The following is a 21,459-nucleotide window of genomic DNA, read 5'->3' as shown; positions in this document are numbered from 1 at the left end:
CCGGGGGATAACCCGGGGCCCACACCCCGCCCCGACAGCCACCCCGACACCCGCTCAACTCCCGCCGCCCACCCCGTGGATCACGGGCACGGACGCCACGAGAGCCCGCCGACGGACGCCGGAAGGAGCGCTCGCCGGCCACCCCGCGCCAGGGAATGCACGGGAATTCCCCACCGCCTTTCGTCCCCCACCCCTAAGGGAATAAACAACCCCAAAACGGGCAAAACGACTTCCCGGGGAATATGGCGTGGAGTGGCGGGGCGCGGCCCCGGTAGCCTGGGGGGGTGATTGACCTTCGCCTGCTCCGTGAGGACCCCGACCGTGTGCGCGCGTCCCAGCGCGCCCGTGGAGAGGACGTCGCACTCGTCGACGCGCTTCTCTCCGCCGACGAGCGGCGCAGGTCGTCCAGCGTCCGCTTCGACGAGCTGCGTGCCGAGCAGAAGTCGCTCGGCAAGCTCATCCCCAAGGCCGCCGGCGACGAGAAGGCCGCGCTGCTGAAGAAGGCCGGTGAGCTGTCCGCCGCCGTCAAGGCCGCCGACGCCGCGCAGGACGAGGCCAAGGAAGAGACGCAGCAGCTGCTGCGGAAGCTCGGCAACCTCGTCCACCCCGACGTCCCGGTGGGCGGCGAGGAGGACTTCCGGGTCCTCGAAACGCACGGCACGATCCGTGACTTCACCGCCGAAGGCTTCGAGCCCAAGGACCACCTGGAGATCGGCGAGCTGCTCGGCGCCATCGACGTCGAGCGCGGCGCCAAGGTGTCCGGCTCCCGCTTCTACTACCTCACGGGCGTCGGCGCGCTGCTGGAGCTCGCGCTGGTCAACGCCGCCATCGCGCAGGCCACCGCGGCCGGTTTCACGCCGATGCTGACCCCCGCCCTGGTGCGCCCGCGCGCCATGGAGGGCACGGGCTTCCTCGGCCAGGCCGCGGAGAACGTCTACCACCTGGAGAAGGACGACTACTACCTGGTCGGCACCTCCGAGGTCCCGCTCGCCGCGTACCACATGGACGAGATCCTCGACGCGGGCAAGCTGCCGCTGCGCTATGCCGGCTTCTCGCCGTGCTTCCGCCGCGAGGCCGGCACCTACGGCAAGGACACCCGCGGCATCTTCCGGGTCCACCAGTTCGACAAGGTCGAGATGTTCTCCTATGTCGCGCCGGAGGACGCCCAGGCCGAGCACCAGCGGCTGCTGGACTGGGAGAAGCAGTGGCTGACCGGTCTGGAGCTGCCCTTCCAGGTGATCGATGTCGCCACCGGTGACCTCGGCGCCTCCGCCTCCCGCAAGTTCGACTGCGAGGCGTGGATCCCGACCCAGGGCAAGTACCGCGAGCTGACCTCGGCCTCGAACTGCGACGAGTTCCAGGCGCGCCGCCTCTCGGTCCGGATGCGGGAGAACGTCGACGGCAAGCAGAAGGTCTCGCCGCTCGCGACCCTCAACGGCACGCTCTGCGCCGTACCGCGCACGATCGTGGCGATCTTCGAGAACCACCAGCAGGCGGACGGCTCCGTGCGCGTCCCCGAGGTGCTCCGCCCCTACCTGGGCGGCCGGGAGATCCTGGAGCCCGTCGCCAAGTGAGCACACCCGCTCCGGCCGCGGACACCCCGCTGCCCTACAAGCTCATCGCGACAGATCTCGACGGGACGCTGCTGCGCTCCGACGCGACCGTCTCCGAACGCACCCGCCAGGCGCTCGCCGCGGCCACCGCGGCGGGTGCGGCGCATATCGTCGTCACCGGCCGGGCCGTGCCCTGGACCCGGCACATCCTCGACGCCCTGGACTACAAGGGCCTCGCGGTGTGCGGACAGGGCGGTCAGGTCTACCACGCCGGTGAGCACCGGCTGCTGACGTCGGTGACGCTGGACCGCCAGCTGGCCGGTCTCGCGCTGTCCAAGATCGAGGCGGAGATCGGTCCGCTGCTGCTGGCGGCGAGCCGGGACGGTCTGGAGGGCGAGGTGCTGGTCGGCCCCGGCTATCGCGTCCAGGAAGGCCCGCTGCCGAACGTCATGATCGACGACCCCGGCGAGCTGTGGGCGGCCCCGCTCAACAAGGTCTACATCCAGCACCCGGCCCTCGACGACGATGCGCTGGCGCTGGCCGCGCGTCAGGTCGCCGGGGACCTGGTGGGCGTGACGGTGGCCGGCGAGGGCATCGTCGAACTGCTGCCGCTGGGGCTGTCGAAGGCCACCGGGCTGTCGCTGGCCGCCCGCCGGCTGGGCCTCACCGCCAAGGAGACCCTGGCCTTCGGCGATATGCCCAACGACATCCCGATGTTCGCCTGGGCCGCACACGGTGTGGCGATGGCCAACGCCCATGACGAGCTGAAGGCCGTCGCGGATGAGTTCACCGCCTCCCACGAGGACGACGGTGTCGCAGTGGTGCTGGAGCGGCTCTACCTCTCCTGACGGCTTTCCGGATCGCGCCCCGGCGGTGGCTCCGCGGCCGGTCCGGCCGGGTCGTGGCCGTGCTCCTGCTGCGGCTCCCGCCCCTCGGCGGCCGCCGGGGTCAGCGGCCAGGCCGCAAAGCCCATGGTCAGCGCGATGGCATGGCCGAAGTCGGTGAAGGTCGCACCGGTCAGCAGCGGAATGCCGAAGAAGATCAGCACCGCGGCGAGCCAGCCGTAGCGCCAGGGCGGCCGCAGCCGGTACATCAGCACCCCGGCGGCGGCCGCCAGCCCGTACGAGACCCCGATGTCCACGACATGGGTCATCGAACGCGGCAGGCGGTGCCCCTCGATGGCCAGCAGGACGAGCTCCTGGCTGGCGAGGGTGGCGGCAATATCTGCCCCGCCGACGGTCAGCAGCCAGCGCCCGGTCCCCGTCCAGCGCTCCACGTTGGCGTGCAGCAGCTCGAACAGCACCGCGTAGAGCAGGAAGGACGAGGGGCGCTCGATCCAGAAGCCGCTGATGAGCAGCGACGGCAGTGGATGCTCGTTCAGCTCGTGGATGTTGCTGCTGGTGCGGTGGACCAGGAATTGCCCCAGCCCCTCGGAGGCGGAGGCGATGACCAGGCTGGTGATGCCGATGACCAGCAGCCAGATATGGGTGCCGGGGCTGCTGCGTACCCAGTCCTTCACCCAGGTCAGGGGGTTGCCGGTGCACGGCCGACGGCCGCCGCGCGGCGGCTGCGGCGGCCTCACCGGCGGCGCCCCGGGGCGGCGTGGCCGGCGCCGAACAGCGGCCCCGGCCCCTTGATGTGCCGGATGCGGGGCGCGCTCTCCATCGCCCGTACGCCGGGCAGCGCCGCCACCCGGGTCGTCAGATAGGTATAGACCGCGCCGACGTTCCGGCAGAGCACCGAGGCGAAGAGGTTGTGCGGCCCGGTGGTGGCGCAGGCGTGGGCGACTTGCGGGTGTGCCGCCATCGCCTCGCCGGCGGCGGCGAGGCGGGCGGGCTCTACGGACAGCCAGAGGGCCACCATCACGCCGTACCCGAACTGCCGCAGGTCGTAGTCGACGTCGTAGTACAGGACTCCGTTCGCCCGCAGTTCCGCCAGGCGGCGGCGGACGGTGGTGGGCGACCAGCCGGTGGCGGCGGCGAGTTCGGCCAGCGGGGCGCGGCCGTCCCGGGCGAGGGCGTCGAAGAGCCGGCGGTCGGCGTCGGTGAGGGTGACGGGGGCGGCGGCCGGGTCCGGCTGCGGCGGGCTCAGCCGGGCGATCTGCTCATCGCTCAGCGCGCCGGACTTGCTGATCAGGCCCTGGGGGCCGCCGTAGAACTGGTGCAGCCGGCAGTGCGCGGTCACGCCGATGACGCTCGGGGTGCGGGGCAGCTTCTGCAGCAGCAGCATCTCGCTGTGCTCGCTGCTCGCCGCGCGGCACACCGCGGTGATCTCGGTGCCGCCGGACATCAGGCCGACCCAGGAGGTGTCCGGGCGGCGGGCCAGCGCCTCGGCGACGGCGACCGCGGCGTCCGGGGTGCACTGGACCCGTACCAGCCATTCCACCTCGCCCAGCGCCTGGGCATCGGGCAGGCCCAGCACCTTGAGGGTGCCGTGGGTGCGGTGCCGGGTGTAGCGCCGGGCGACGGTCTGGTCGGAGACCCCGAGCACGGCGGCGATCCGGCTGAACGGCGCCCGGCCGTCGAGCTGCAGCGCCTGGATCAGCCGGTGATCGAGGGCGTCGAGGCCGGTCGGGCTGCCGGGGACCTCACCGGCGCCGCTCCCCCGGTCCGCCGCCTCGGGCTTCCCGTCGGATTTCACCGTTCGAGGCTAACGCGTGTCGGATTGCGCCGCCGGGCGCGTGATGGCTGGGGGCGCGGACGGTGCGCACCGCACCGTGGCGTCGGCAATACACCTCGACGGCCGGAGGACCGGCGGACCGGGCCGGCCTTTCGGGCGGCGCCGGACCCGCCGCAACCGGCCGCTGCGAACGGGAGGAAATGATCATGCAGAGCGCACCCGAGAAGGGGACCGCGGCGGGCGGCCGGGCGCCGGGCGCGGGCGGGGAGCCGGGCCGGGGTCCGGCCGGGAAGTGGTGGCCGCTGGCCGCCATCACCCTCGGCAACTTCCTGTTGCTGGTCGATGTGACGATCGTGAACACCGCGCTGCCCCGGATAGCCGACGGCCTGGGCGCCACCTTCACCTCGCTCCAGTGGGTGCTGGACATCTATGCGCTGGCGCTGGCCGCGCTGCTGATGGTGGCGGGTTCGGCCGCGGACCTCTTCGGGCGGCGCCGGCTGTATGTGGCCGGGCTGACGCTGTTCGCGCTCGCCTCGCTGGTCTGCGGTCTGGCCCCGGACGCGGGCGTCCTGGTCGCGGCCCGCGCCGTGCAGGGCGTGGGCGCGGCGGCGATGTTCGCCACCAACACCCCGCTGCTGATGGCCGCTTACCAGGGCCGGGACCGGGGCGTGGCGTTCGGTGTCTGGGGCGGCGCCAGCGGCGCCGCGGCCGCGATCGGCCCCGTACTGGGCGGCCTGCTCACCGAGTATGTGGACTGGCGGGCGATCTTCCTGGTCAATCTGCCGCTGACCGCCGTCGCGGTGTGGATCACGCTGCGCCGGGTGCCCGAGTCGCACGGCGACCTCCCCGGTCCTCGAACGCACTCGGCCGGGGGCACCCCCCTCGCCCGGATCGACTGGCCGGGTGCCGCGTCCTTCACGGTCTGCGCGGGCGCGCTGACGTACGGGCTGATGCGCGGCGGCGAGCAGGGCTGGACGGAGCCCGGGACGCTCGCCGCGCTCGGCGGCGCGGCGCTCGCGCTGCTGGTGTTCCTCGTCGTCGAACGGCGGGTGCAGCGGCCGCTGCTGGACCTGGGGCTGCTGCGCCGCCCGTCGTTCGCGGTGCTGATGGCGGCGGCGCTGCTGCTGCAGGCCGCGGCGTTCCCGTATCTCACCTTCGTGGGGCTGTGGGTGCAGAACATCCTCGGCCTGAGCCCGGTGCAGGCGGGCCTCGCGGTGACGCCGATGGCGTTGACGTCCCTGCTGGTCGGCGCGCTGGGCGGTCGGCTGCTCCAGCGGATGGCACCCCAACTCCCGGTCGGTATCGGCCTGTTGCTGGTGGGCTCCGGGGTGCTGCTGGAGTACGCGCTGCTGGACGACGGGTCCGGGTGGGCGGCGCTGGTCCCCGGGCTCGCGGTGAGCGGGCTGGGTATCGGGGCGGCGATGCCGGTCCTGGTCTCGGCGGCGCTCGGCGCGGCGCCCCCGCAGCGGGCGGGGATGGCGAGCGGTGCCGTGAACACCTTCCGCCAGCTGGGCTTCGCACTGGGCATCGCGGCCCTCGGCACGGTCTTCGCCGACGCGCTGCACGACGTCCGGCCCGGCGCCTCCCGTACGGCGGTCGCCGCCGCCCATGTCTCCGGGCTGACCGACATCCTGTTGATCTCCGGGACGGTGGCACTGGCGGGCGGGCTGCTGGTCCTGGCCGTCGTACGGCGCGGGGCGGGCGGCGACGGGGCTGGGGCTGGTGGTGGTGCCAGTGCCGGGGCCAGTGCCGGGGCTGGGGCCAGTGCCGGGGCCAGTGGCCGCCCGGCGGCACAGGTGGCGGCGGCTCCGGCGCGGGCGGGTGTGCCGGGCGGGGCGTAGGAGGCGGCAACGGCCGGGGGACGTCGCCGCGTCGGCGGATGGCAGGGCATTCGGGTCGGCACCCGGAACCGTACGGCCGTACGCGGTTCCGGGTTGCCGCCCTGGGCCCTGTGACGATCTTCGCCGCGCCCCCACACCCAAGTCAATCCTCTGATCTCCTTCCAAATCCCTTAGCTATAGCTTGGGTTGGCGGCTACCGTGAGCCGGTGACCCTCGACGACCTGCGCGCCTTCGTGGCCGTGTGCGAGGCGGGCAACCTCAGCGCCGTCGCCCGCGATCTCGGCTGTACCCAGTCGGCCGTCAGCCAGCGCATCAAACGCGTCGAACGTGCGGCGGGCATCGGCCTGTTGGAACGCCGGCCACGCGGAGTGGCCCCGACCCAGGCGGGCCGGATCCTGCACCGTGCGGTGGCGGACGGTCTCAGCGGGCTGGATCTGGCGCTGCGCCGGCTGGCCGATCTGCGCGCGGGCGACGGCGGCACGGTCCGGGTGGCCACCGGCGCCACGACCGTGCGGCACTTCATGTCCGACGCGGTGGTGGCCTTCCGCACCCGCCATCCCCGCGTCAACCTGGAGTTCCAGACCGAGAGTTCCAGCCGCCGCTGCTTCGAGGCGGTCGCGGACGGCAGCTCCGAACTTGCCTGGATCACCATCGGCCCACCGGGGCACGGTATCGAGCAGCATCCGGTGATCCGCCTGCCGTGGGTGCTCGCCGTACGCGCCGATGACCCGCTGGCGGACCGGGAGTGCATCGAGCCCGGGGAGCTGGCCGGCATCCGGCACATCCGGCTGCCGGAGAACTCCACCTCCCGGATGCGCCTCGACGGCCACCTCGGCGGCCATCGGGACACCGGGCCCGTGCCGCCCCCGAGCACCACCAGCGTCGCCGACTGGGACACCGCCCTGCTGCTGGCCGAACTCGGCGTCGGCCCGGCGGTCGTTCCCCAGCTCCCGGGCCTGCCGGCCACCACCCAGCCGGCCCTGCGGCTGGTCCCGATCGCCGGTCTGCCCCCACTGGCCACCGGCTGGGCGGTCCGCCGCTGGGCGGCGCTGAGCCCGGCGGCGGTGGCGTTCGCGGAGACGGTCACCGCCTGTCTGGGCGGGACGGCGACGGCGACGGCGACGGCCGGGGAGGGCAGCATGCGCTGAGGCGGGTGGCGGGCTGGCGTGGCGCGGCTGGGGCGGGTGGCGGGCCGGCGTGACGCGCTGAGGCCGGTGGCGGGCCGGCGCCGCGGCCTGGTGTCCGGCCTGGCGTCACGCGCTGAGGAGGGTGGCGGGCCGGTGCGACGGGCTGGCGTCACGCAGTGAGGCCGGTGGCGGGCCGCCGCCGCCGCGCCCCTGGCGCCCGGCCAGGCGTGATGCCGTGTGTCCGGCCTGGTCACGGGCCCGGCGTCAGGCCCTGACCACTGGCTCCTGGATCTCCGTGACCCACTTCTCCTGATCCGGCGGGCACTCCAGGTACAGCTCGCGGGCGTACCCGGCGGAGCGATAGCCGTTGGCGTCGATCCAGTGCGCAAGGTTCTGCGCGGTCGGCAGAATCCGGCTCATCGGGCCGCGGTGCACCACCGTGGCGGCGCTGTCCAGGCCGGGGAGGGTGACGACATCGAAGCCGAGGCCGGTGGCGGTGGGGGTCCCGGGGCGGCCGGAGGCACCGCCGGCCGTGGCACAGGCCGTGGCCAGCGCCTCCTCGGTGATCACCATCCCCGCGTGCACGACGATGGCGTCCTTCCCGTCGCTCCCTCCGCCCGGCCGCTCGCTCCCCTCGCCCGACTCCGGTACGTCCTCGTAGTACGCCAGGCCCGTCCCCGCCGGTGTCACCCCCGCCGTCTCCAGCAGCCGGCACAGCTCGGCGTAGAGCGGCGTGATCACCGGGCCGATGTCCTCGGGCCCGTAACTGGCGGCGATCCCGCGCAGCTCCGCGAGCAGTACCGTCCCGGTGGGCTTGACCACCACATCGTCGGCAGACATGCGTCCCTCACTCTCGATCGTCCGGAGCCTCGTCTCGACCTGCGCCAGCCGCGCACCCGCTGCCGTCAGCGCCGCTGCCAGCTCCGCCCGCCGCAGCCGCAGCATGCCGCGCAGCTCCGGCACGCTCACCTCCTCGGCCAGGATCGCCCCCACCTGCTGGAGGCTGAATCCGAGGTCCTTGAGCGCGATGATGCGGTTGAGCCGGGCGAGCTGGGCCGCTTCGTAGAAGCGGTAGCCGCTGACGGGGTCGGTACGGGCCGGGCGCAGCAGCCCGATCGCGTCGTAATGGCGCAGCATGCGGGCCGACACACGGCCGTACTGGGCGAAATCTCCGATGCTGAACATGACGCCTTCCAGTGGAGTCCTTTCCACAGTGTCAAGGTCAAGCGCGGCGGTCCACGGACGATGGACCGGGTGGCGGTCGGGCCCGGGCCCTGCCCGCGGGGTTGGGCGGCTGATGCTGCGGCCCGCCGTCGCCCTCCGCACCCCGCGTGACCACCGCCGCACAATCGGCCACCGGGCGGCAGCATCGCGTCAAGTAGCGTCCGCAACCCGTCAATGACGCGTCAGCGACCGACGGGGTGCCCCGCGCGCCGGGCATAGCGTCAGAGCCGAGCCCCGGCGTACGCGTTTCCCACCGGTCCGGGGCCGATGTTCTGTCCGAGGAGCAACGCCGTGTCCCACCTTCTGTACGCGGAAGATCCCGAGCCTGCCGAACCTGTCCCGGCCGGGCCGCTGTTCGTCCCCGTCCGGTCGGGCCCCGCGGGCTGCACGGCCCGCCTGTTCCGCACTCCGCTCGGCGGCCGTACCGCCGTCGCCTTCACCTCGCCCCAGCGACTGGCCGCGGCCCTCGGCGGCGGCCAGCCCTGGATCCGGCTCTCCGAGCCGGCGCTGCGGGCGCTGGCCGAACCCGTCGGAGCGACGGTCCTGACCGTCGATCCCCGGTGCGTCCCCGATATTCCCCGTGGTCACCACCTACGGGCAGCTTGAGAGAGGGGCGACCGCGATGAGCCACCGCACTCTGCCCCCGGCCGGCCGCGACACCGGTGCCCCTTCGCCGGCCACCACCATGGCGCCCCCGCCGCGTACCGCCGCCCGGCCGCCGTCCGGCAGCGCGCCGCGGTCCATCTGGCCCGCGTCCGCGGCGCCGGCCGGCCGGGACGACGTCGCCGTCGGCGGTGTCCCGCTCACCGAGCTGGCCGACCGCTTCGGCACCCCCGCCTACGTCCTGGACGAGGACGAAGTACGCCAGCGCTGCCGCGCCTACCTACGGGCCTTCCCCGGCACCGACGTCTACTACGCGGCCAAGGCGTTCCTGTGCCGCGCGATGGTGCGCTGGGTGCAGGAGGAGGGGCTCGGGCTGGACGTCTGCTCCGCCGGAGAGCTGGAGCTGGCCGTCACCACCGGCTTCCCGCCCGAGCGGATCGTGCTGCACGGCAACGCCAAGAGCCCGGCCGACCTGCGGGCCGCGCTGCGGCTGGGCGTCGGCCGGATCGCCATCGACAGCACCTCGGAGATCGCCCGGCTGGCCGCCGCGGTCCCGGCGGGCAGCCGCCAGAAGGTACTGATCCGGGTCGTGCCGGGGATCGCCGCCGGCGGCCACGCCAAGATCCGTACCGGGACCGACGACCAGAAGTTCGGCCTGTCGATCGCCGACGGCTCCGCACAGCACGCCATCGCCCGGGTACTCAGCCAGCCGCGCCTCGAACTGGTCGGCCTGCACTGCCACTTGGGCTCGCAGATCACCACCGTCAAGCCCTACCTTTCGGCTGTGCGACGGCTGATCGGCCTGCTGGCCCGGATCCGGGAGCACCACGGCATCACGCTGCCCGAGCTGGACCTCGGCGGCGGCCACGGCGTCGCCTACCGCCCCGGCGAGCCCGCGCTCGACCTCGCCTCCCTGGCCACCAAGATCCGCGCCGAACTGGCCGGCGGCTGCGCGGCGGCCGGTCTGCCGGTGCCACGGCTCGCCGTCGAACCGGGCCGCGCCATCGCGGGCCCGGCCGGGGTCGTCCTCTACCGGGTGCTGTCCGTCAAACGGACCGGCGCCCACACCTTCGTGGCGGTGGACGGCGGGATGAGCGACAACCCGCGGCCCGCGCTGTACGGGGTGCGCTATGCGCCACGGCTGGTCGGCCGCGCCTCGGCCGCCGCTCCGGAACCCGTCACCGTCGTCGGGCGGCACTGCGAGGCCGGCGATGTCCTCGCCGCCGACGCCCTCCTTCCCGGCGACATCCGCCCCGGCGATCTGCTGGCCGTCCCCGTCGCCGGCGCGTACCACCTCTCGATGGCCTCCGGCTACAACCTCGTCGGCCGGCCGCCGGTCATCGCCGTCACCGAAGGGCATGCCCGCCTTCTCGTACGGCGCGAATCCCTCGCGGACATCCAGGAGCGGGACATCGGGCTGTGAGTGCGGGGTGAGGGGGATGAGGGGGCCGTCGCTGCAGCCGATGGGGTATGGCGACGGCCCCTCCCTTCGACGGTGATGGTCCCTCGACGGCGAGGACCCGTCGACGGCGATGACCCTTCGTCGGTGATGCCCCGTCGGCTGCGATGCCCCGTCGATGCCGACGGCCCCGCCCCCTCGGCCCGTCCGTTGCTGTCGGCATTTCCGTGTACGATGAATCGATCGATCAGTTGTAGGATGACTGGGCAACTGGCACTGGACGCAACAGGTCTGGCCTTCGGGCTCATCGACGCGGTCGGAACGGAATGGACATGGCACTGCAGGCGGCCGGGCGGCACTCTCTCGTGGACACCGTCGTCGACGCCCTGCGGTCCCAACTCACGGCCGGGGAGTGGAAGGTGGGGTCCCGGATCCCCACCGAGCATGCGCTCGCCGAGCAGCTCCAGGTCGGCCGTAACACCGTTCGCGAGGCGGTGCGGGTCCTCGTCCACGCCGGGATGCTGCGCGCGCGGCAGGGCGAGGGCACCTTCGTCGTCTCCACCACGGACCCGGGCGACATCATGCGCGGCGTCCAGCGGGCCGGTGTCCGCGACGTACTGGAGCTGCGGATCGCGCTGGAGGCGGAGGCCGCCCGGCTGGCCGCGCTGCGCCACCGGCCCGACGATCTGGAACGGATGCGGACCGCCCTGGACGCCCTGGCCGAGCTGGCGGACGCGGAGGGACGGCCCGACTCGGGCAGTCTGGAGCTCTACGCCGATCATGACGTCTCGTTCCACAAAGCCGTCGTCGAAGCCGCGCACAACACCGCGCTGACGGCGACCTACGACTGGTTCAGCAGCTCGGTGCGGGAGGCGCTGGTCAGCTCGCTCGACGACCAGGCGATGCCGAAGGTCGTGCACGGCGATCACCGTGCGGTCATGGACGCGATCGCGGCGGGCGACCCGGAAGCCGCGGAGCGGGCCACCCGCGCACTGCTGGACAAACCGAAGCGGGCCGTGGAGGCCCTGCTGGCCGCCCGCTGAGGACCGTTGCTCCGCACGTCCTCAAGTCCATTCCTCAAGTCCTTTGCTCAAGTCCTTTGCTCAAGTTCTTTGCTCAAGTTCTTTGCTCGCTTTCTCTCCTCACATCCTTTCCTCGCTTTCTTCTCTCAGCTCTCCCTCTCCGTCCTTCCCGATCACCACTCTTGACGAGGTATGCGCGCATGGCAGGGCCCAGGTCCGAAGCACCCTTGATCGACGCCGAGGAGGATCTGGTCGCGGCACCGCCGGTCGCCGCGGCCCGCCGCCGGCTGCGGGCCCACCCGGCGCTGATCATGGCCGGGATCGTGCTTGCCGCGCTCAATATGCGGACGGCGCTGGCCGGGGTCTCACCGCTGCTCGGTGAGATCGGGGCGCACTTCCGTCTGACCGCGACCGCCAGCAGCCTGGTGACGACCATCCCGCTGATCTTCATGGGCCTCGGCTCGATCGTCGCGCCGAAGCTGGCGCGCCGCTGGGGCACCGAGACGGTGCTCTGTGCGGCACTGGTGTCGCTGTGCGGCGGCATCGTGCTGCGGATCGCGCCGCCGGTGGTCGCGCTGTTCGCCGGGGGTGCGGTGGTGGGGGCCTCCATAGCCCTGCTGAATGTGCTGATGCCGGGCCTGATCAAGCGGGACTTCCCGGAGCGGGCCGCGGGCATGACGGCGCTGTACTCGACCGCGATGATCCTGGGGGCGACCGTCTCCGCCGCATCCGCGGTGCCGATGGAGCATGTGCTCGGCGGCTGGCAGGGGGCGCTGGTCTCGTGGGCGCTGCTGGCCGCCGTCGCCGCCGTCGTCTGGATTCCGCAGACGCTCATGGCCCGCCGCGGCACACGCCAGGGCGCGGCCGCGGCCACCGCCGTGCACCTCGCCGAGGACGGGCCGCGGCTGAGCCGCTCCCCGCTGGCCTGGCAGGTCACCCTCTTCATGGGCTCGCAGTCGCTGATCGCGTATGTGTCCATCGCCTGGATGCCGACGATCTTCACCGACCACGGCATGGACAAGGGCGAGGCGGGCCTGGTCTTCGCCTTCAGCACGCTGCTGCAGATGGCCGGTTCGTTCGTGGTGCCGATGCTGGCGGGCCGGATGCGGCGGCAGCGGCTGCTGGGGGTGGCCGTGTCCGCGCTGATGGCCTGCGGCATCACCGGTCTGCTGGTGGCACCGGTGGCCGGTGCCTGGCTGTGGGCCACGCTCCTCGGCATCGGGCAGGGCGGCGCGCTGGGCCTGGCCCTGACAATGATGGTCCTGCGCTCGGGCGACGCCCACACCGCCGCCCGCCTCTCCAGCATGGCCCAGACCGGCGGCTACCTCCTGGCCGCCGCCGGCCCCCTGGTCCTCGGCGCCGTCCACCAGGCCACCGACGGCTGGACCGTCCCCCTCCTACTGCTGCTCACCGTCTGCGCCGGCCTGGCCCTGCTGGGCATGGGCGCGGGACGGGACCGGCGGATCGGCTGACGGGCGGATCGGCTGAGGGGCGCGTCAGCTGAGGGGCGCGTCAGCTGAGCGGTGGGGCGGCTGGTCGTGGGTGGTCGGCTGACGGGCGGGCCCGGCGAGTCCGGCAGGTCCAGCAGGTCCAGCAGGTCCGGCGGGCGGCAACGCCACAGGCAGCAACGCCGCAGATGGCAACGCCAAGGCAGCAACGCCGCAGGTGGCCCGGGGCGTGGCGAGGTGGCCGGGCATGGCGAAGTGGCCGGGCCATGGCCAGGTGGTGAAAGATCTTCGCGGTCGGCAACGATCCGGGGACGGCCACCCCGTGTCCCTGCGGCCTCGCCTACCGTGCTGCCCATGAGCGATGCTCCGCACACCGTTCGCCGGCCAGGACCGCGGCTCTCCCGCACCGGCCGGCTCCTTCTTGTGGCCGTGCTGGGGGTCCTGGTCGTCCTCGCCGTCCTGCTGCTGCCGCGCTTGCTGCGCGGGCCGCAGCCCGAACAGACGCTGACCGTCCCGGAAGGGCAGCGGGCCACCCAGATCTACGCCGCCGCCGACAAGGCCCTGCACGTGCCCGCCGGGTCCACCGCGAAGGCCGCCAAGCGCGCGCATCTCCCGCTGCCGGCCGCGGCGAAGGGCAACCCGGAGGGCTACCTCTTCCCGGCGACCTATCCGATCAGCTCGGACACCACCCCGGCGTCGTTGCTCTCCTACATGGTCAAGACCGCCAACCAGCGCCTCGCCGCCGACGGCATCGCCTCCTACCGGACGGTCCTGATCGCCAGCATCGTGCAGGCCGAGGCGGACCGGCCGGCCGATATGGGCAAGGTCGCCCGGGTCATCGACAACCGGCTGGCGCACCATATGCCGCTGCAGATGGACTCGACGATCAACTACGCGCTGGGCCGCAGCACGCTCCACACCAGCCACGCCGACACCAGGACCAAGACCCCGTACAACACCTACCGGCACCAGGGCCTGCCGCCGACGCCGATCGACAATCCCGGTGCCGACGCGTTGAAGGCGGCCGGGGCGCCGCCCGCCGGCGACTGGCTCTACTTCGTCACCGTCAAACCGGGCGACACCCGCTTCACCGCCGACTACCAGGAGCATCTGCGCAACGTGCGGGAGTTCAACGAGCGGCAGCAGAACGCCGGGAGTGGCGGCGGGAGTGGTGCGAGTGGCGGGGGCGGAGGCGGGGCTTAAGGGGGCCTGCGCGAGGGGCCGGACGGGAGCCCTGGGCCGGTGGGGCTCAGGGCGGCCGTGCGGCCACCCGTTGCCCCGCCGCCCGGACGTCCTTACTCCTCGCCCGCCAGGGTGAGCGCCTTCAGACGACGGGCGGCATACCAGGTGGCGGCGACCGTGAGCCCCACCAACAGGCAGAGCGCGAGCGGCAGTTGGACCTCGGAGGTGAGCGCACCCTCCGCGGCCGTCTTCTGGCCGACCGCCAGCGCCCACTGCTGGATGCTGAGGGTCTTCGCGCCCGGGATGAGCGTCCCCACGAACGCCTCCCAGATCAGGGCGTAGACCAGGCCGAACACCACGGCATGCCGGGAGACCGTGCCGAAGAGCAGGAAGAGGGCGCTGTACGCGACCGATGCGACGGCCGCGGCCACCGCGTATCCCACGGCCATCTGCTGGCTGTTGCCGTTGAGGAGGAAGCCGGCGAGCAGGACGGGGAGGGCGGAGAAGGCGACCGTGACGCCTATCGCGACCAGGAGCTTGGTGAAGATGATCGTCGGCCGGGACACCGGCTTGGCCAGGAGGTAGACCACCGAGCCGTCGTCGATCTCCGGGCCGATCGCGCCCGTACCGGCGATGACGCCGATCAGCGGCACCATCGTGGCCAGCGCGAAGCCGCCCAGGATGCCGCCGGCGGTGGCATCGTCGGCGCCGGCCAGCACGCGGACGGCCACCGCGAGCACCACCAGCAGGGCGGGCAGCGCGAAGAGGATCATGGCCCGCCGCCGGCCGAGCAGGGCGCGGTAGGTGAGCCGGGCGACGGTCGGGTGGAACAGCGAGACCTTGGGCGCGCCGGGGGGCGCGGCCGGGGCCGTCGGAGTGGTCGTGGACATGCGTCAGGGCTCCTTTCAGGCCTCAGGCCGCTACGAGGTAGGAGAAGACGGATTCCAGCGACTCGTCGGAGGGCGAGACCGTCAGAAGGCGGATGCCGTGGTCGCGGGCGACCCGCGGCAGGAGTTCGGTGAAGCGGCCGAAGTCGACCGCCTGGATGCGCAGCGCGCCCTCGGTGAGGTCCACCTCGATACCGGCCGTCGAGGGGTCGGCGATCAGCGCAGCGGCCAGCGCCCGGTCGTTGTCGGACCGGACCAGATAGCGGTGCGGGCGGTCCGTCATCAGTCGGCGGATCTTGCGGAAGTCACCGGACGCGGCATGCCGTCCCGCCACCACCACCTCGATGTGCGCGGCGAGTTGCTCGACCTCTTCGAGGATGTGCGAGGAGAACAGGACCGTACGGCCCTCGTCGCCCATCCGCCGCAGCAGCTCCATCAGCTGCATCCGCTGGCGCGGGTCCATCCCGTTGAATGGCTCGTCCAGCAGCAGCACCGACGGGTCGTGGACCAGCGCGGACGCCATCTTCACGCGCTGCCGCATGCCCTTGCTGTACGTCGAGATCTTGCGGTTCTGGGCGTACTCCATCTCGACGGTGGCCAGCGCCCTGGCCGCCTCCGCCCGGCCGAGGCCGTGCAACTCGGCGTTGGCGAGCACGAATTCGCGCCCCGTGAGGAAGTCGTACATCGCCTCGCGCTCCGGGACGATGCCGATGTGGCGGTAGATGCCGGCGTTGCGCCAGATCGTCGTCCCGTCGAGGGTGACGGAGCCGTTGGAGGGCGCGAGGAAGCCGCCCATCATGTTGATGAGGGTGGACTTGCCGGCGCCGTTGGGGCCCAGCAGGCCGGTCACGCCGGGGCCGATGGTCATGGTGATGTCGTTGACGGCAACGACATTGCCGAACCAGCGTGAGACATGGTCGATGTGGAGAGTCGTCATGGGCGCGGCCCAGTCCTTCGGAGGGTGGTGGCGGGCGACAGACAGCAGGCGCAGGGGCGCAGCCCATTCCTGGGAAGGGTGGTGGTGGGTGACGGGTGGGCGGTCACAGGCCGGCCTTTCGGTAGCGGCGCGTCAGGAGGGCGTAGCAGCCGACGATGACGGCCAGCGTCGCGAGGAGATAGACGAATCCGGCGCCGGTGGTCGGAGCCAGGCCGTTGGGGAAGGAGCTGCTGCCGCCGAGGAACGTCGACTGCACCCCGTCGATCAGCGTGATGGGGGAGAACAGCCCCAGCCACCCGACGGCGGATTCGTTGCCCTGGACGAAGGCGATGTTCTGGACCGCGCTCACCGCGCCGTACGGAATGGTGAGGACGGCGATCACGGCGGCGACACCGAAGCCGCGGCGCGGGGTGGCCGCGGAGACGACCAGGCCTATCCCGGCGAACAGCAGTGAGAGCAGCGCCACGGAGACCAGTCCCTGCCCCAGGCCCTTGGTCTGGTCGAGGAAGTCCAGCTTCGCCAGCAGCGCCCCGACGTAGAGGATCAGCAGCGGTACGCCGCTGAGGATGAACAGGGCGGCGGCCATGGCCGCGAACTTCGACACCACGTAGTCGACCCGCTCGATGGGCCGGGAGAAATACAGCGGTACGGACTTGAACCGCAGATCGCGGGAGACCGACTGCGGGGCCTGCGCGGCCAGATACAGGCCGATGACGGCCTGGAGGTAGACGGCGTAGCGGGAGTAGCCGACCGGGAGGGCAGCGGCCTTGGTGACCACCGCCACCGCCACCATGATCGCGGCGGGCAGGCACATCGTGACGAAGAGCAGCAGCGGCAGCACCTTGCTCTTGGCCGAACGGCCCAGGCCGTAGGCGCCGCGCAGGCTCTGCGAGAAGAGCGACCGGCGGGCGTAGGCGCGGCCCAGGCGGGGGCCGTCGTAGTGGCGGTAGCCGATGTTGTGGATATAGGCGCCGCCCGGCGCGGCGGAGGGGGACGTCGGGTGCGCGGACGTCATGGGCTCAGGCGACATCGTGGGCGCCTCCGTCCTGGGTGGCATACGGGGCGCTCGGGGCGCCTGCGGTGGCGGGGGCGGCCTGCGCCGCATCCGCGTCGCGGAAGACCTCGGCGATCTGGTGACGGCGCTGTTCCATCCGGACCAGGCCGAGCCCGAGTCCGGCGACGGTGTCCCGCACCAGGTCGTACGTCTCCTCACCGGCCGCCTCGACATACAGAAGGCGGCCGGAGGCGGGGAGGCCCTCGGAACCAGCCGCGCGGGTGGTCACCGCGGCTCCGGCCGCGGCCAGCGCCGCACGCAGCGCCCCGGTGCCGTCCGGATGGGCGTCGGTGTCCGTGACCTCGACCGCCAGCGAGGCCGTGACCTGCGTGAACTCATCGGTCGAGGAGGACCGCAGCAGTTTGCCGCCATCGATGACGACGACATGGTCACAGGTGCGCTCCAGCTCACCGAGAAGGTGGGAGGTCACCAGGACGGAGATCCCGAAGTCACTGTGAACCCGCCGGATCAGGCCGAGCATCTCGTCCCGCCCGGCCGGGTCGAGGCCGTTGGTGGGCTCGTCGAGGAACACCAGCTGTGGGTCGTGGACCAGCGCCTGGGCCAGCTTCACCCGCTGCTTCATACCCGTCGAGTAGCCGCCGATGGGGCGGTAGCGCTCCTCGTAGAGGCCGACATGGCGCAGGGTGTCCGCGGTGCGCTCGCGGGCGGCGGTCGGCGGCAGCCCGGAGATCCGGGCCATGTGCACCACGAACTCGGTGGCGGAGACGTCCGGCGGCAGGCAGTCGTGCTCGGGCATGTAGCCGACCCGCTCACGGATGGTGCCGCCGTCCTTGGTCACGTCCAGGCCGAGGACATGCGCGGTCCCCTCGGTCGCCGGGGCCAGCCCGAGAAGGATCTTGATCAGGGTGGACTTTCCGGCACCATTGGCACCCACCAGGCCCGTTACGCCGGGGGCGATGTCAACGGAGAGCCGGTCCAAGGCGGTCACCCGCGGGAACCGCTTGCTCAGGCTTTCGGTCACGATCACAGTCACGTCATCGACCGTAGTGGTGTCCGCCACACCGGTCGTCAACCCAAACGATGGGATGCGTCTCCCCCTGCGGTATTACGTGCCCGTAGGGGTCTCCTGCTGTGAGCTGCCCCGGCGTAAGGGTTGCCGGTGCATGGATGCGGATCTCTCGTGCAGATTTGCGGACCCCTTGACGCAGCCGCTGGCCATTGTCACATTCATCAGTGTCAAGTTACGGGCACGTACCGCGATGAAACTGCTCACGGACGGACGGTTGGCGATGGCCTCAGTCACCTCAGCGAGCTCACCAGGAGCGGGAGAACTCAGCGCCGGGCTAAGGGGGTTCAGAGAAGTCCAGCGGCTCGCCTATGCCTGCGCGGAAGCCGTGGCCGCCCAGCTCAAGCCCGGGGTGACCGAGCGCGCGGCGGCGCGGATGCAGCGCGAGTGGCTGCGCGAGCGCGGGGTGCGGGACTGGTTCCACCTGCCGTTCGCCTGGTTCGGCGACCGCACCGCCTTCGTCAACTTCCGGGTGCCGCTGCAGTTCTTCCCCACCCATCGTGAGCTGGAGCCGGGGATGGCCTTCATCCTCGACATGGCCCCCGTCCACAACGGCTACACGGCCGACATCGGCTACTCCGGCTGCTTGGGTCTCAACCCCGTGCACGACCGGCTGCTCGCCGACCTCGAAGCGCACCGGGAGCTGATCCTGCGCGAGGTGCGCGAGCGACGCCCGCTGCGGACGATCTACGACGACGTCGACCGGCTGATGGTGCGGCAGGGCTACGCCAACCGCCACCGTGCCTACCCCTTCGGCGTCATCGCGCACAAGATCAACCGGGTCCGGCAGCGCCGCTGGTCCCCCACTCTCTTCGGGTTCGGCACCCAGTCCCTCAGGGGCCTGGCCTCCGACGCACTGCACGGGCACCGTGACGGCTGGTCCCCGCTGTGGAGCCCGCACAGCTTCTCCGACCACCCGCCGCAGCCAGGACTGTGGGCGGTCGAACCCCACCTCGGATTCCGGGGAACGGGCGCGAAGTTCGAGGAGATCCTCGTCGTCACGGACTCCAAGGACCCACAGGAAAGCGCCTTTTGGCTGGACGACGATCTGCCGCATGTGCGGCGCTGGCAGGAGGAGAAGGCCGCATGAACATGGGACGTGGACGTGGAAATGGACGTGGAAATGGACGGGGACGGGGAACGGGTAGCGGACAGGGAAGGGGAAGCGGGCGGGGCTCGGGGCGGGGGAAGGTCCAGCGGCCCGGGTCCGGGGCCGGCGTCCAGAGCGGGTCCGGCGTCGGGGGCGGGGCTGAGGCCGGGGCCGGGGGCGGGGCCGGCAGCGGTGTGGGGCTCGCCGGTGCGCGGGAGCGCTGGGTGCGTACCGGTGGCATCGAGCTGTGCGTCGCCGAGCTGGGCGACCCGGTGCAGCCCACGGTGCTGCTGGTGCACGGCTATCCGGACAGCAAGGAGGTGTGGTCCGAGGTCGCCCGCGGTCTGGCCGGCCGGTTCCATGTGGTGCTCTACGACGTCCGGGGCTGCGGCCGGTCCACCGCCCCACAGCCACTGCGGGGCGGCTTCACCCTGGAGAAGCTGACGGACGACTTCCTGGCCGTCGCCGACGCCGTCAGCCCCGACCGCCCGGTTCATCTGGTCGGCCATGACTGGGGCTCCGTGCAGGGCTGGGAGTTCGCCACGGTGCCGCGCACGGAGGGCCGGATCGCCTCTTTCACCTCCATGTCGGGCCCGTCCCTGGACCACTTCGGCCACTGGATCAAGAAGCGGACGGTGCGCCCCACCCCCCGGCGCGCCGCCCAGCTCCTCAACCAGAGCGCCAAGTCCTGGTACATCTACCTGCTGCACACCCCCGTACTGCCCGAGCTGGCGTGGAAGGGACCGCTCGGCAAGCGCTGGCCGAAGATCCTGCAGCGGGTGGAGAAGGTGCCGGGCGGTGACTACCCGACCGCTTCGCTGCCGACCGACGCCGCCCATGGCGCCTGGCTCTACCGCGACAATGTGATCCCCCGGCTCCGCCGCCCGCGCGCCGACGCCTATGCGCACTGTCCGGTCCAGCTCATCACCCCCACCGGCGACGCCTTCCTCTCGCCGCGGCTGTACGACGACCTGGAGCAGTGGGCGCCCCAGCTGGTACGCCGCACCCTCCCGGCCAAGCACTGGGTGCCACGCACCCGCCCCGACCAACTCGTCTCCTGGATCGGCGAGTTCATCACCGCCAAGGAGGAGGGGGACCCGGCGAGGCGGGTCGTGGCGTCCGGCCCCTATGCCGACCGGTTCGGCGGGCAGCTGGTACTGGTGACCGGCGCGGCCGGCGGCATCGGCCGGGCGACGGCGTTCGCCTTCGCGGAGGCCGGCGCGCGGATCATCGCCGTCGACCGGGACGCCGAGGGCGCGGCACGGACCGCCGATATGTCCCGGCTGATCGGTGCACCACAGGCCTGGGCGGAGGTCGTCGATGTCTCGGACGAGACGGCGATGGAGAAGCTCGCCGACAAGGTCCATGCGGAGTACGGCACCGTCGATGTGCTGGTGAACAACGCCGGCATCGGCCTGTCCGGCTCCTTTCTCCAGACCGGCACCGAGGACTGGAAGAAGGTCCTGGACGTCAACCTGTGGGGTGTTATCCATGGCTGCCGGGTCTTCGGCAGGCGCATGGCGGACCGCGGACAGGACGGCCATATCGTCAACATCGCCTCGGCCGCGGCCTTCCAGCCGTCGAAGATGCTGCCCGCGTACAGCACCTCCAAGGCAGCCGTCCTGATGCTCAGCGAGTGTCTGCGCGCCGAACTGGCAGGTCAGGGCATCGGCGTCTCGGCCATCTGCCCCGGGCTGGTCAACACCGGTATCACCACCACCGCCCGCTTCACCGGAGTCTCGGCCGACGAGGAGAAGCGCCGCCAGGCCAAGGCCGCGCGGATGTACGGGCTGCGCAACTACCCGCCGGAGAAGGTCGCCGACGCCCTCCTGCGTGCCGTGGTCCGCAACCAGGCGGTGGTACCGGTCACCCCCGAAGCACGCGGCGCCCATCTGCTCTCCCGCTTCGCCCCACGCGCCCTACGCGCCCTCGCCCGCTTCGAGCCGCGGCTGTAGCGGGAGCGTGGGCGCCGCACGCGGGCACCCGTCCGGACGCCTTTCGCCGCCTCCGTCGCCGCCGCCATCCTGAGTCTCCGCCGCCTTATGGCGTGGCCCGGGGTGGGCGAAGGGGCGTCGGGCGCCCCGGGGTTGGACCTTCCCCGGGTCCGGCCGGGGAAGGGCGGAGAGGAGAAGGGACCTCCCGGTCCTGGTCCTGGTCCTGGACTCGGTCACCCGGGGCCCGGCCATCCCCAGGCCCCGGCCTCCGGGTACGGCCACCGGGTGCGGCGAATCCCCGCTGTCGAGGGCGGTCGTACCATCCCTCGCAGGAAGGGTCGCTGCGCACGACCGTCGCCCACCTGGCGTCCTCCCCGGCCGAACAGGCCGCGGCGAGTGCGGTGGGCAACACGGCCGTCTCGTAGCGCGCGGCCATCTCGTAAGGAGCACCACAGTGACCGAGCAGCCACCAACGGTCGAGTCCCACACGGCCGGGTCCCACACGGCCGGGT

18 protein-coding genes are annotated in these 21,459 nt (G+C 72.3%); 11 read left to right on the top strand and 7 right to left on the bottom strand.

Features of this window, described 5'->3' with window-relative positions:
• The first annotated feature begins 284 nt into the window (after positions 1-284).
• Both serS and AB0C46_RS03455 read left to right on the top strand, forming a co-directional pair.
• Positions 285-1,574 (top strand): serine--tRNA ligase, encoded by a 1,290-nt coding sequence (serS, locus tag AB0C46_RS03460; RefSeq protein WP_362825346.1) that lies wholly within the window; start codon positions 285-287, stop codon positions 1,572-1,574.
• Positions 1,571-2,401: an HAD family hydrolase gene (locus AB0C46_RS03455; RefSeq protein WP_362825345.1), complete on the top strand. Its 831-nt coding sequence runs from the start codon at positions 1,571-1,573 to the stop codon at positions 2,399-2,401. Before serS ends, AB0C46_RS03455 begins: the two co-directional genes overlap by 4 nt.
• Here AB0C46_RS03455 and AB0C46_RS03450 read toward each other — a convergent pair.
• Complete coding sequence (locus AB0C46_RS03450; RefSeq protein WP_362825791.1) at positions 2,389-3,081, bottom strand: rhomboid-like protein; 693 nt, start codon at positions 3,079-3,081, stop codon at positions 2,389-2,391. The two genes, AB0C46_RS03455 and AB0C46_RS03450, sit on opposite strands and share 13 nt — an antisense overlap.
• Before the next feature lie 50 nt (positions 3,082-3,131).
• Positions 3,132-4,193 carry an AsnC family transcriptional regulator gene (locus AB0C46_RS03445; RefSeq protein ID WP_362825343.1) on the bottom strand — a complete coding sequence of 354 codons (1,062 nt, stop codon included), beginning with the start codon at positions 4,191-4,193 and terminating at the stop codon, positions 3,132-3,134.
• A 179-nt stretch (positions 4,194-4,372) separates the two neighbouring features.
• On the opposite strand from AB0C46_RS03445, the gene AB0C46_RS03440 reads away from it, so the two are divergent.
• Both AB0C46_RS03440 and AB0C46_RS03435 read left to right on the top strand, forming a co-directional pair.
• On the top strand, positions 4,373-6,013 hold the full coding sequence (locus AB0C46_RS03440; protein ID WP_362825342.1) for an MFS transporter: 1,641 nt from the start codon (positions 4,373-4,375) through the stop codon (positions 6,011-6,013).
• 206 nt (positions 6,014-6,219) lie between these two features.
• Positions 6,220-7,161 carry a LysR family transcriptional regulator gene (locus AB0C46_RS03435; protein WP_362825341.1) on the top strand — a complete coding sequence of 314 codons (942 nt, stop codon included), beginning with the start codon at positions 6,220-6,222 and terminating at the stop codon, positions 7,159-7,161.
• Between the two features lie 243 nt (positions 7,162-7,404).
• On the opposite strand, the gene AB0C46_RS03430 is transcribed toward AB0C46_RS03435, so the two are convergent.
• Positions 7,405-8,325: a MerR family transcriptional regulator gene (locus tag AB0C46_RS03430; protein ID WP_362825340.1), complete on the bottom strand. Its 921-nt coding sequence runs from the start codon at positions 8,323-8,325 to the stop codon at positions 7,405-7,407.
• 330 nt (positions 8,326-8,655) lie between these two features.
• Here AB0C46_RS03430 and AB0C46_RS03425 point away from each other — a divergent pair, with 330 nt between their 5' ends.
• From AB0C46_RS03425 to mltG, 5 genes are all read left to right on the top strand, one after another.
• Positions 8,656-8,970, top strand: coding sequence for an SAV_915 family protein (locus tag AB0C46_RS03425; protein WP_362825338.1), 315 nt, complete (start codon positions 8,656-8,658; stop codon positions 8,968-8,970).
• Between the two features lie 16 nt (positions 8,971-8,986).
• Positions 8,987-10,390, top strand: coding sequence for a diaminopimelate decarboxylase (gene lysA, locus AB0C46_RS03420; protein WP_362825337.1), 1,404 nt, complete (start codon positions 8,987-8,989; stop codon positions 10,388-10,390).
• Between the two features lie 308 nt (positions 10,391-10,698).
• Entirely contained in the window at positions 10,699-11,409 is a 711-nt protein-coding gene (locus AB0C46_RS03415) for a FadR/GntR family transcriptional regulator (RefSeq protein ID WP_362825335.1), read from the top strand.
• 179 nt (positions 11,410-11,588) lie between these two features.
• On the top strand, positions 11,589-12,860 hold the full coding sequence (locus tag AB0C46_RS03410) for an MFS transporter (protein ID WP_362825333.1): 1,272 nt from the start codon (positions 11,589-11,591) through the stop codon (positions 12,858-12,860).
• A gap of 330 nt (positions 12,861-13,190) precedes the next feature.
• On the top strand, positions 13,191-14,039 hold the full coding sequence (gene mltG / locus AB0C46_RS03405; protein WP_362825332.1) for an endolytic transglycosylase MltG: 849 nt from the start codon (positions 13,191-13,193) through the stop codon (positions 14,037-14,039).
• 92 nt (positions 14,040-14,131) lie between these two features.
• On the opposite strand, the gene AB0C46_RS03400 is transcribed toward mltG, so the two are convergent.
• The 4 genes from AB0C46_RS03400 to AB0C46_RS03385 all read right to left on the bottom strand — a co-directional run bounded on the left by AB0C46_RS03400 (position 14,132) and on the right by AB0C46_RS03385 (position 17,917).
• Positions 14,132-14,851 (bottom strand): ABC transporter permease subunit, encoded by a 720-nt coding sequence (locus tag AB0C46_RS03400; RefSeq protein WP_362825789.1) that lies wholly within the window; start codon positions 14,849-14,851, stop codon positions 14,132-14,134.
• Between the two features lie 79 nt (positions 14,852-14,930).
• Complete coding sequence (locus tag AB0C46_RS03395; RefSeq protein ID WP_362825330.1) at positions 14,931-15,842, bottom strand: ABC transporter ATP-binding protein; 912 nt, start codon at positions 15,840-15,842, stop codon at positions 14,931-14,933.
• Between the two features lie 103 nt (positions 15,843-15,945).
• The gene (locus tag AB0C46_RS03390; protein WP_362825329.1) at positions 15,946-16,857 is read right to left on the bottom strand and encodes an ABC transporter permease subunit; all 912 of its coding nucleotides are present in this window, start codon (positions 16,855-16,857) and stop codon (positions 15,946-15,948) included.
• A gap of 4 nt (positions 16,858-16,861) precedes the next feature.
• Complete coding sequence (locus AB0C46_RS03385; RefSeq protein WP_362825328.1) at positions 16,862-17,917, bottom strand: ABC transporter ATP-binding protein; 1,056 nt, start codon at positions 17,915-17,917, stop codon at positions 16,862-16,864.
• Between the two features lie 229 nt (positions 17,918-18,146).
• Here AB0C46_RS03385 and AB0C46_RS03380 point away from each other — a divergent pair, with 229 nt between their 5' ends.
• Both AB0C46_RS03380 and AB0C46_RS03375 read left to right on the top strand, forming a co-directional pair.
• Positions 18,147-19,013, top strand: a complete 867-nt coding sequence (locus tag AB0C46_RS03380; protein WP_362825788.1) for a M24 family metallopeptidase — start codon at positions 18,147-18,149, stop codon at positions 19,011-19,013.
• Positions 19,014-19,207: 194 nt separating this feature from the next.
• Positions 19,208-20,968: an SDR family oxidoreductase gene (locus AB0C46_RS03375; RefSeq protein WP_362825326.1), complete on the top strand. Its 1,761-nt coding sequence runs from the start codon at positions 19,208-19,210 to the stop codon at positions 20,966-20,968.
• The last annotated feature ends 491 nt before the right edge of the window (positions 20,969-21,459 follow it).

This window comes from Streptomyces sp. NPDC048637, from assembly GCF_040650675.1.
Lineage (GTDB): Bacteria > Actinomycetota > Actinomycetes > Streptomycetales > Streptomycetaceae > Streptomyces.
Note: the sequence above shows the minus strand (reverse complement) of the source record. Positions and strands in the feature narration are given on the sequence as shown.

Excerpts from the sequence above, each read along its gene's own strand:
- AB0C46_RS03440 (WP_362825342.1), top strand. The coding sequence starts at position 4,373 with ATGATCATGCAGAGCGCACCCGAGAAGGGGACCGCGGCGGGCGGCCGG.
- mltG (WP_362825332.1), top strand. The coding sequence starts at position 13,191 with ATGAGCGATGCTCCGCACACCGTTCGCCGGCCAGGACCGCGGCTCTCC.
- AB0C46_RS03380 (WP_362825788.1), top strand. The coding sequence starts at position 18,147 with ATGGCCTCAGTCACCTCAGCGAGCTCACCAGGAGCGGGAGAACTCAGC.
- AB0C46_RS03415 (WP_362825335.1), top strand. The coding sequence starts at position 10,699 with ATGGCACTGCAGGCGGCCGGGCGGCACTCTCTCGTGGACACCGTCGTC.
- lysA (WP_362825337.1), top strand. The coding sequence starts at position 8,987 with ATGAGCCACCGCACTCTGCCCCCGGCCGGCCGCGACACCGGTGCCCCT.
- AB0C46_RS03395 (WP_362825330.1), bottom strand. The coding sequence starts at position 15,842 with ATGACGACTCTCCACATCGACCATGTCTCACGCTGGTTCGGCAATGTC.
- AB0C46_RS03390 (WP_362825329.1), bottom strand. The coding sequence starts at position 16,857 with ATGACGTCCGCGCACCCGACGTCCCCCTCCGCCGCGCCGGGCGGCGCC.
- AB0C46_RS03430 (WP_362825340.1), bottom strand. The coding sequence starts at position 8,325 with ATGTTCAGCATCGGAGATTTCGCCCAGTACGGCCGTGTGTCGGCCCGC.
- AB0C46_RS03410 (WP_362825333.1), top strand. The coding sequence starts at position 11,589 with ATGGCAGGGCCCAGGTCCGAAGCACCCTTGATCGACGCCGAGGAGGAT.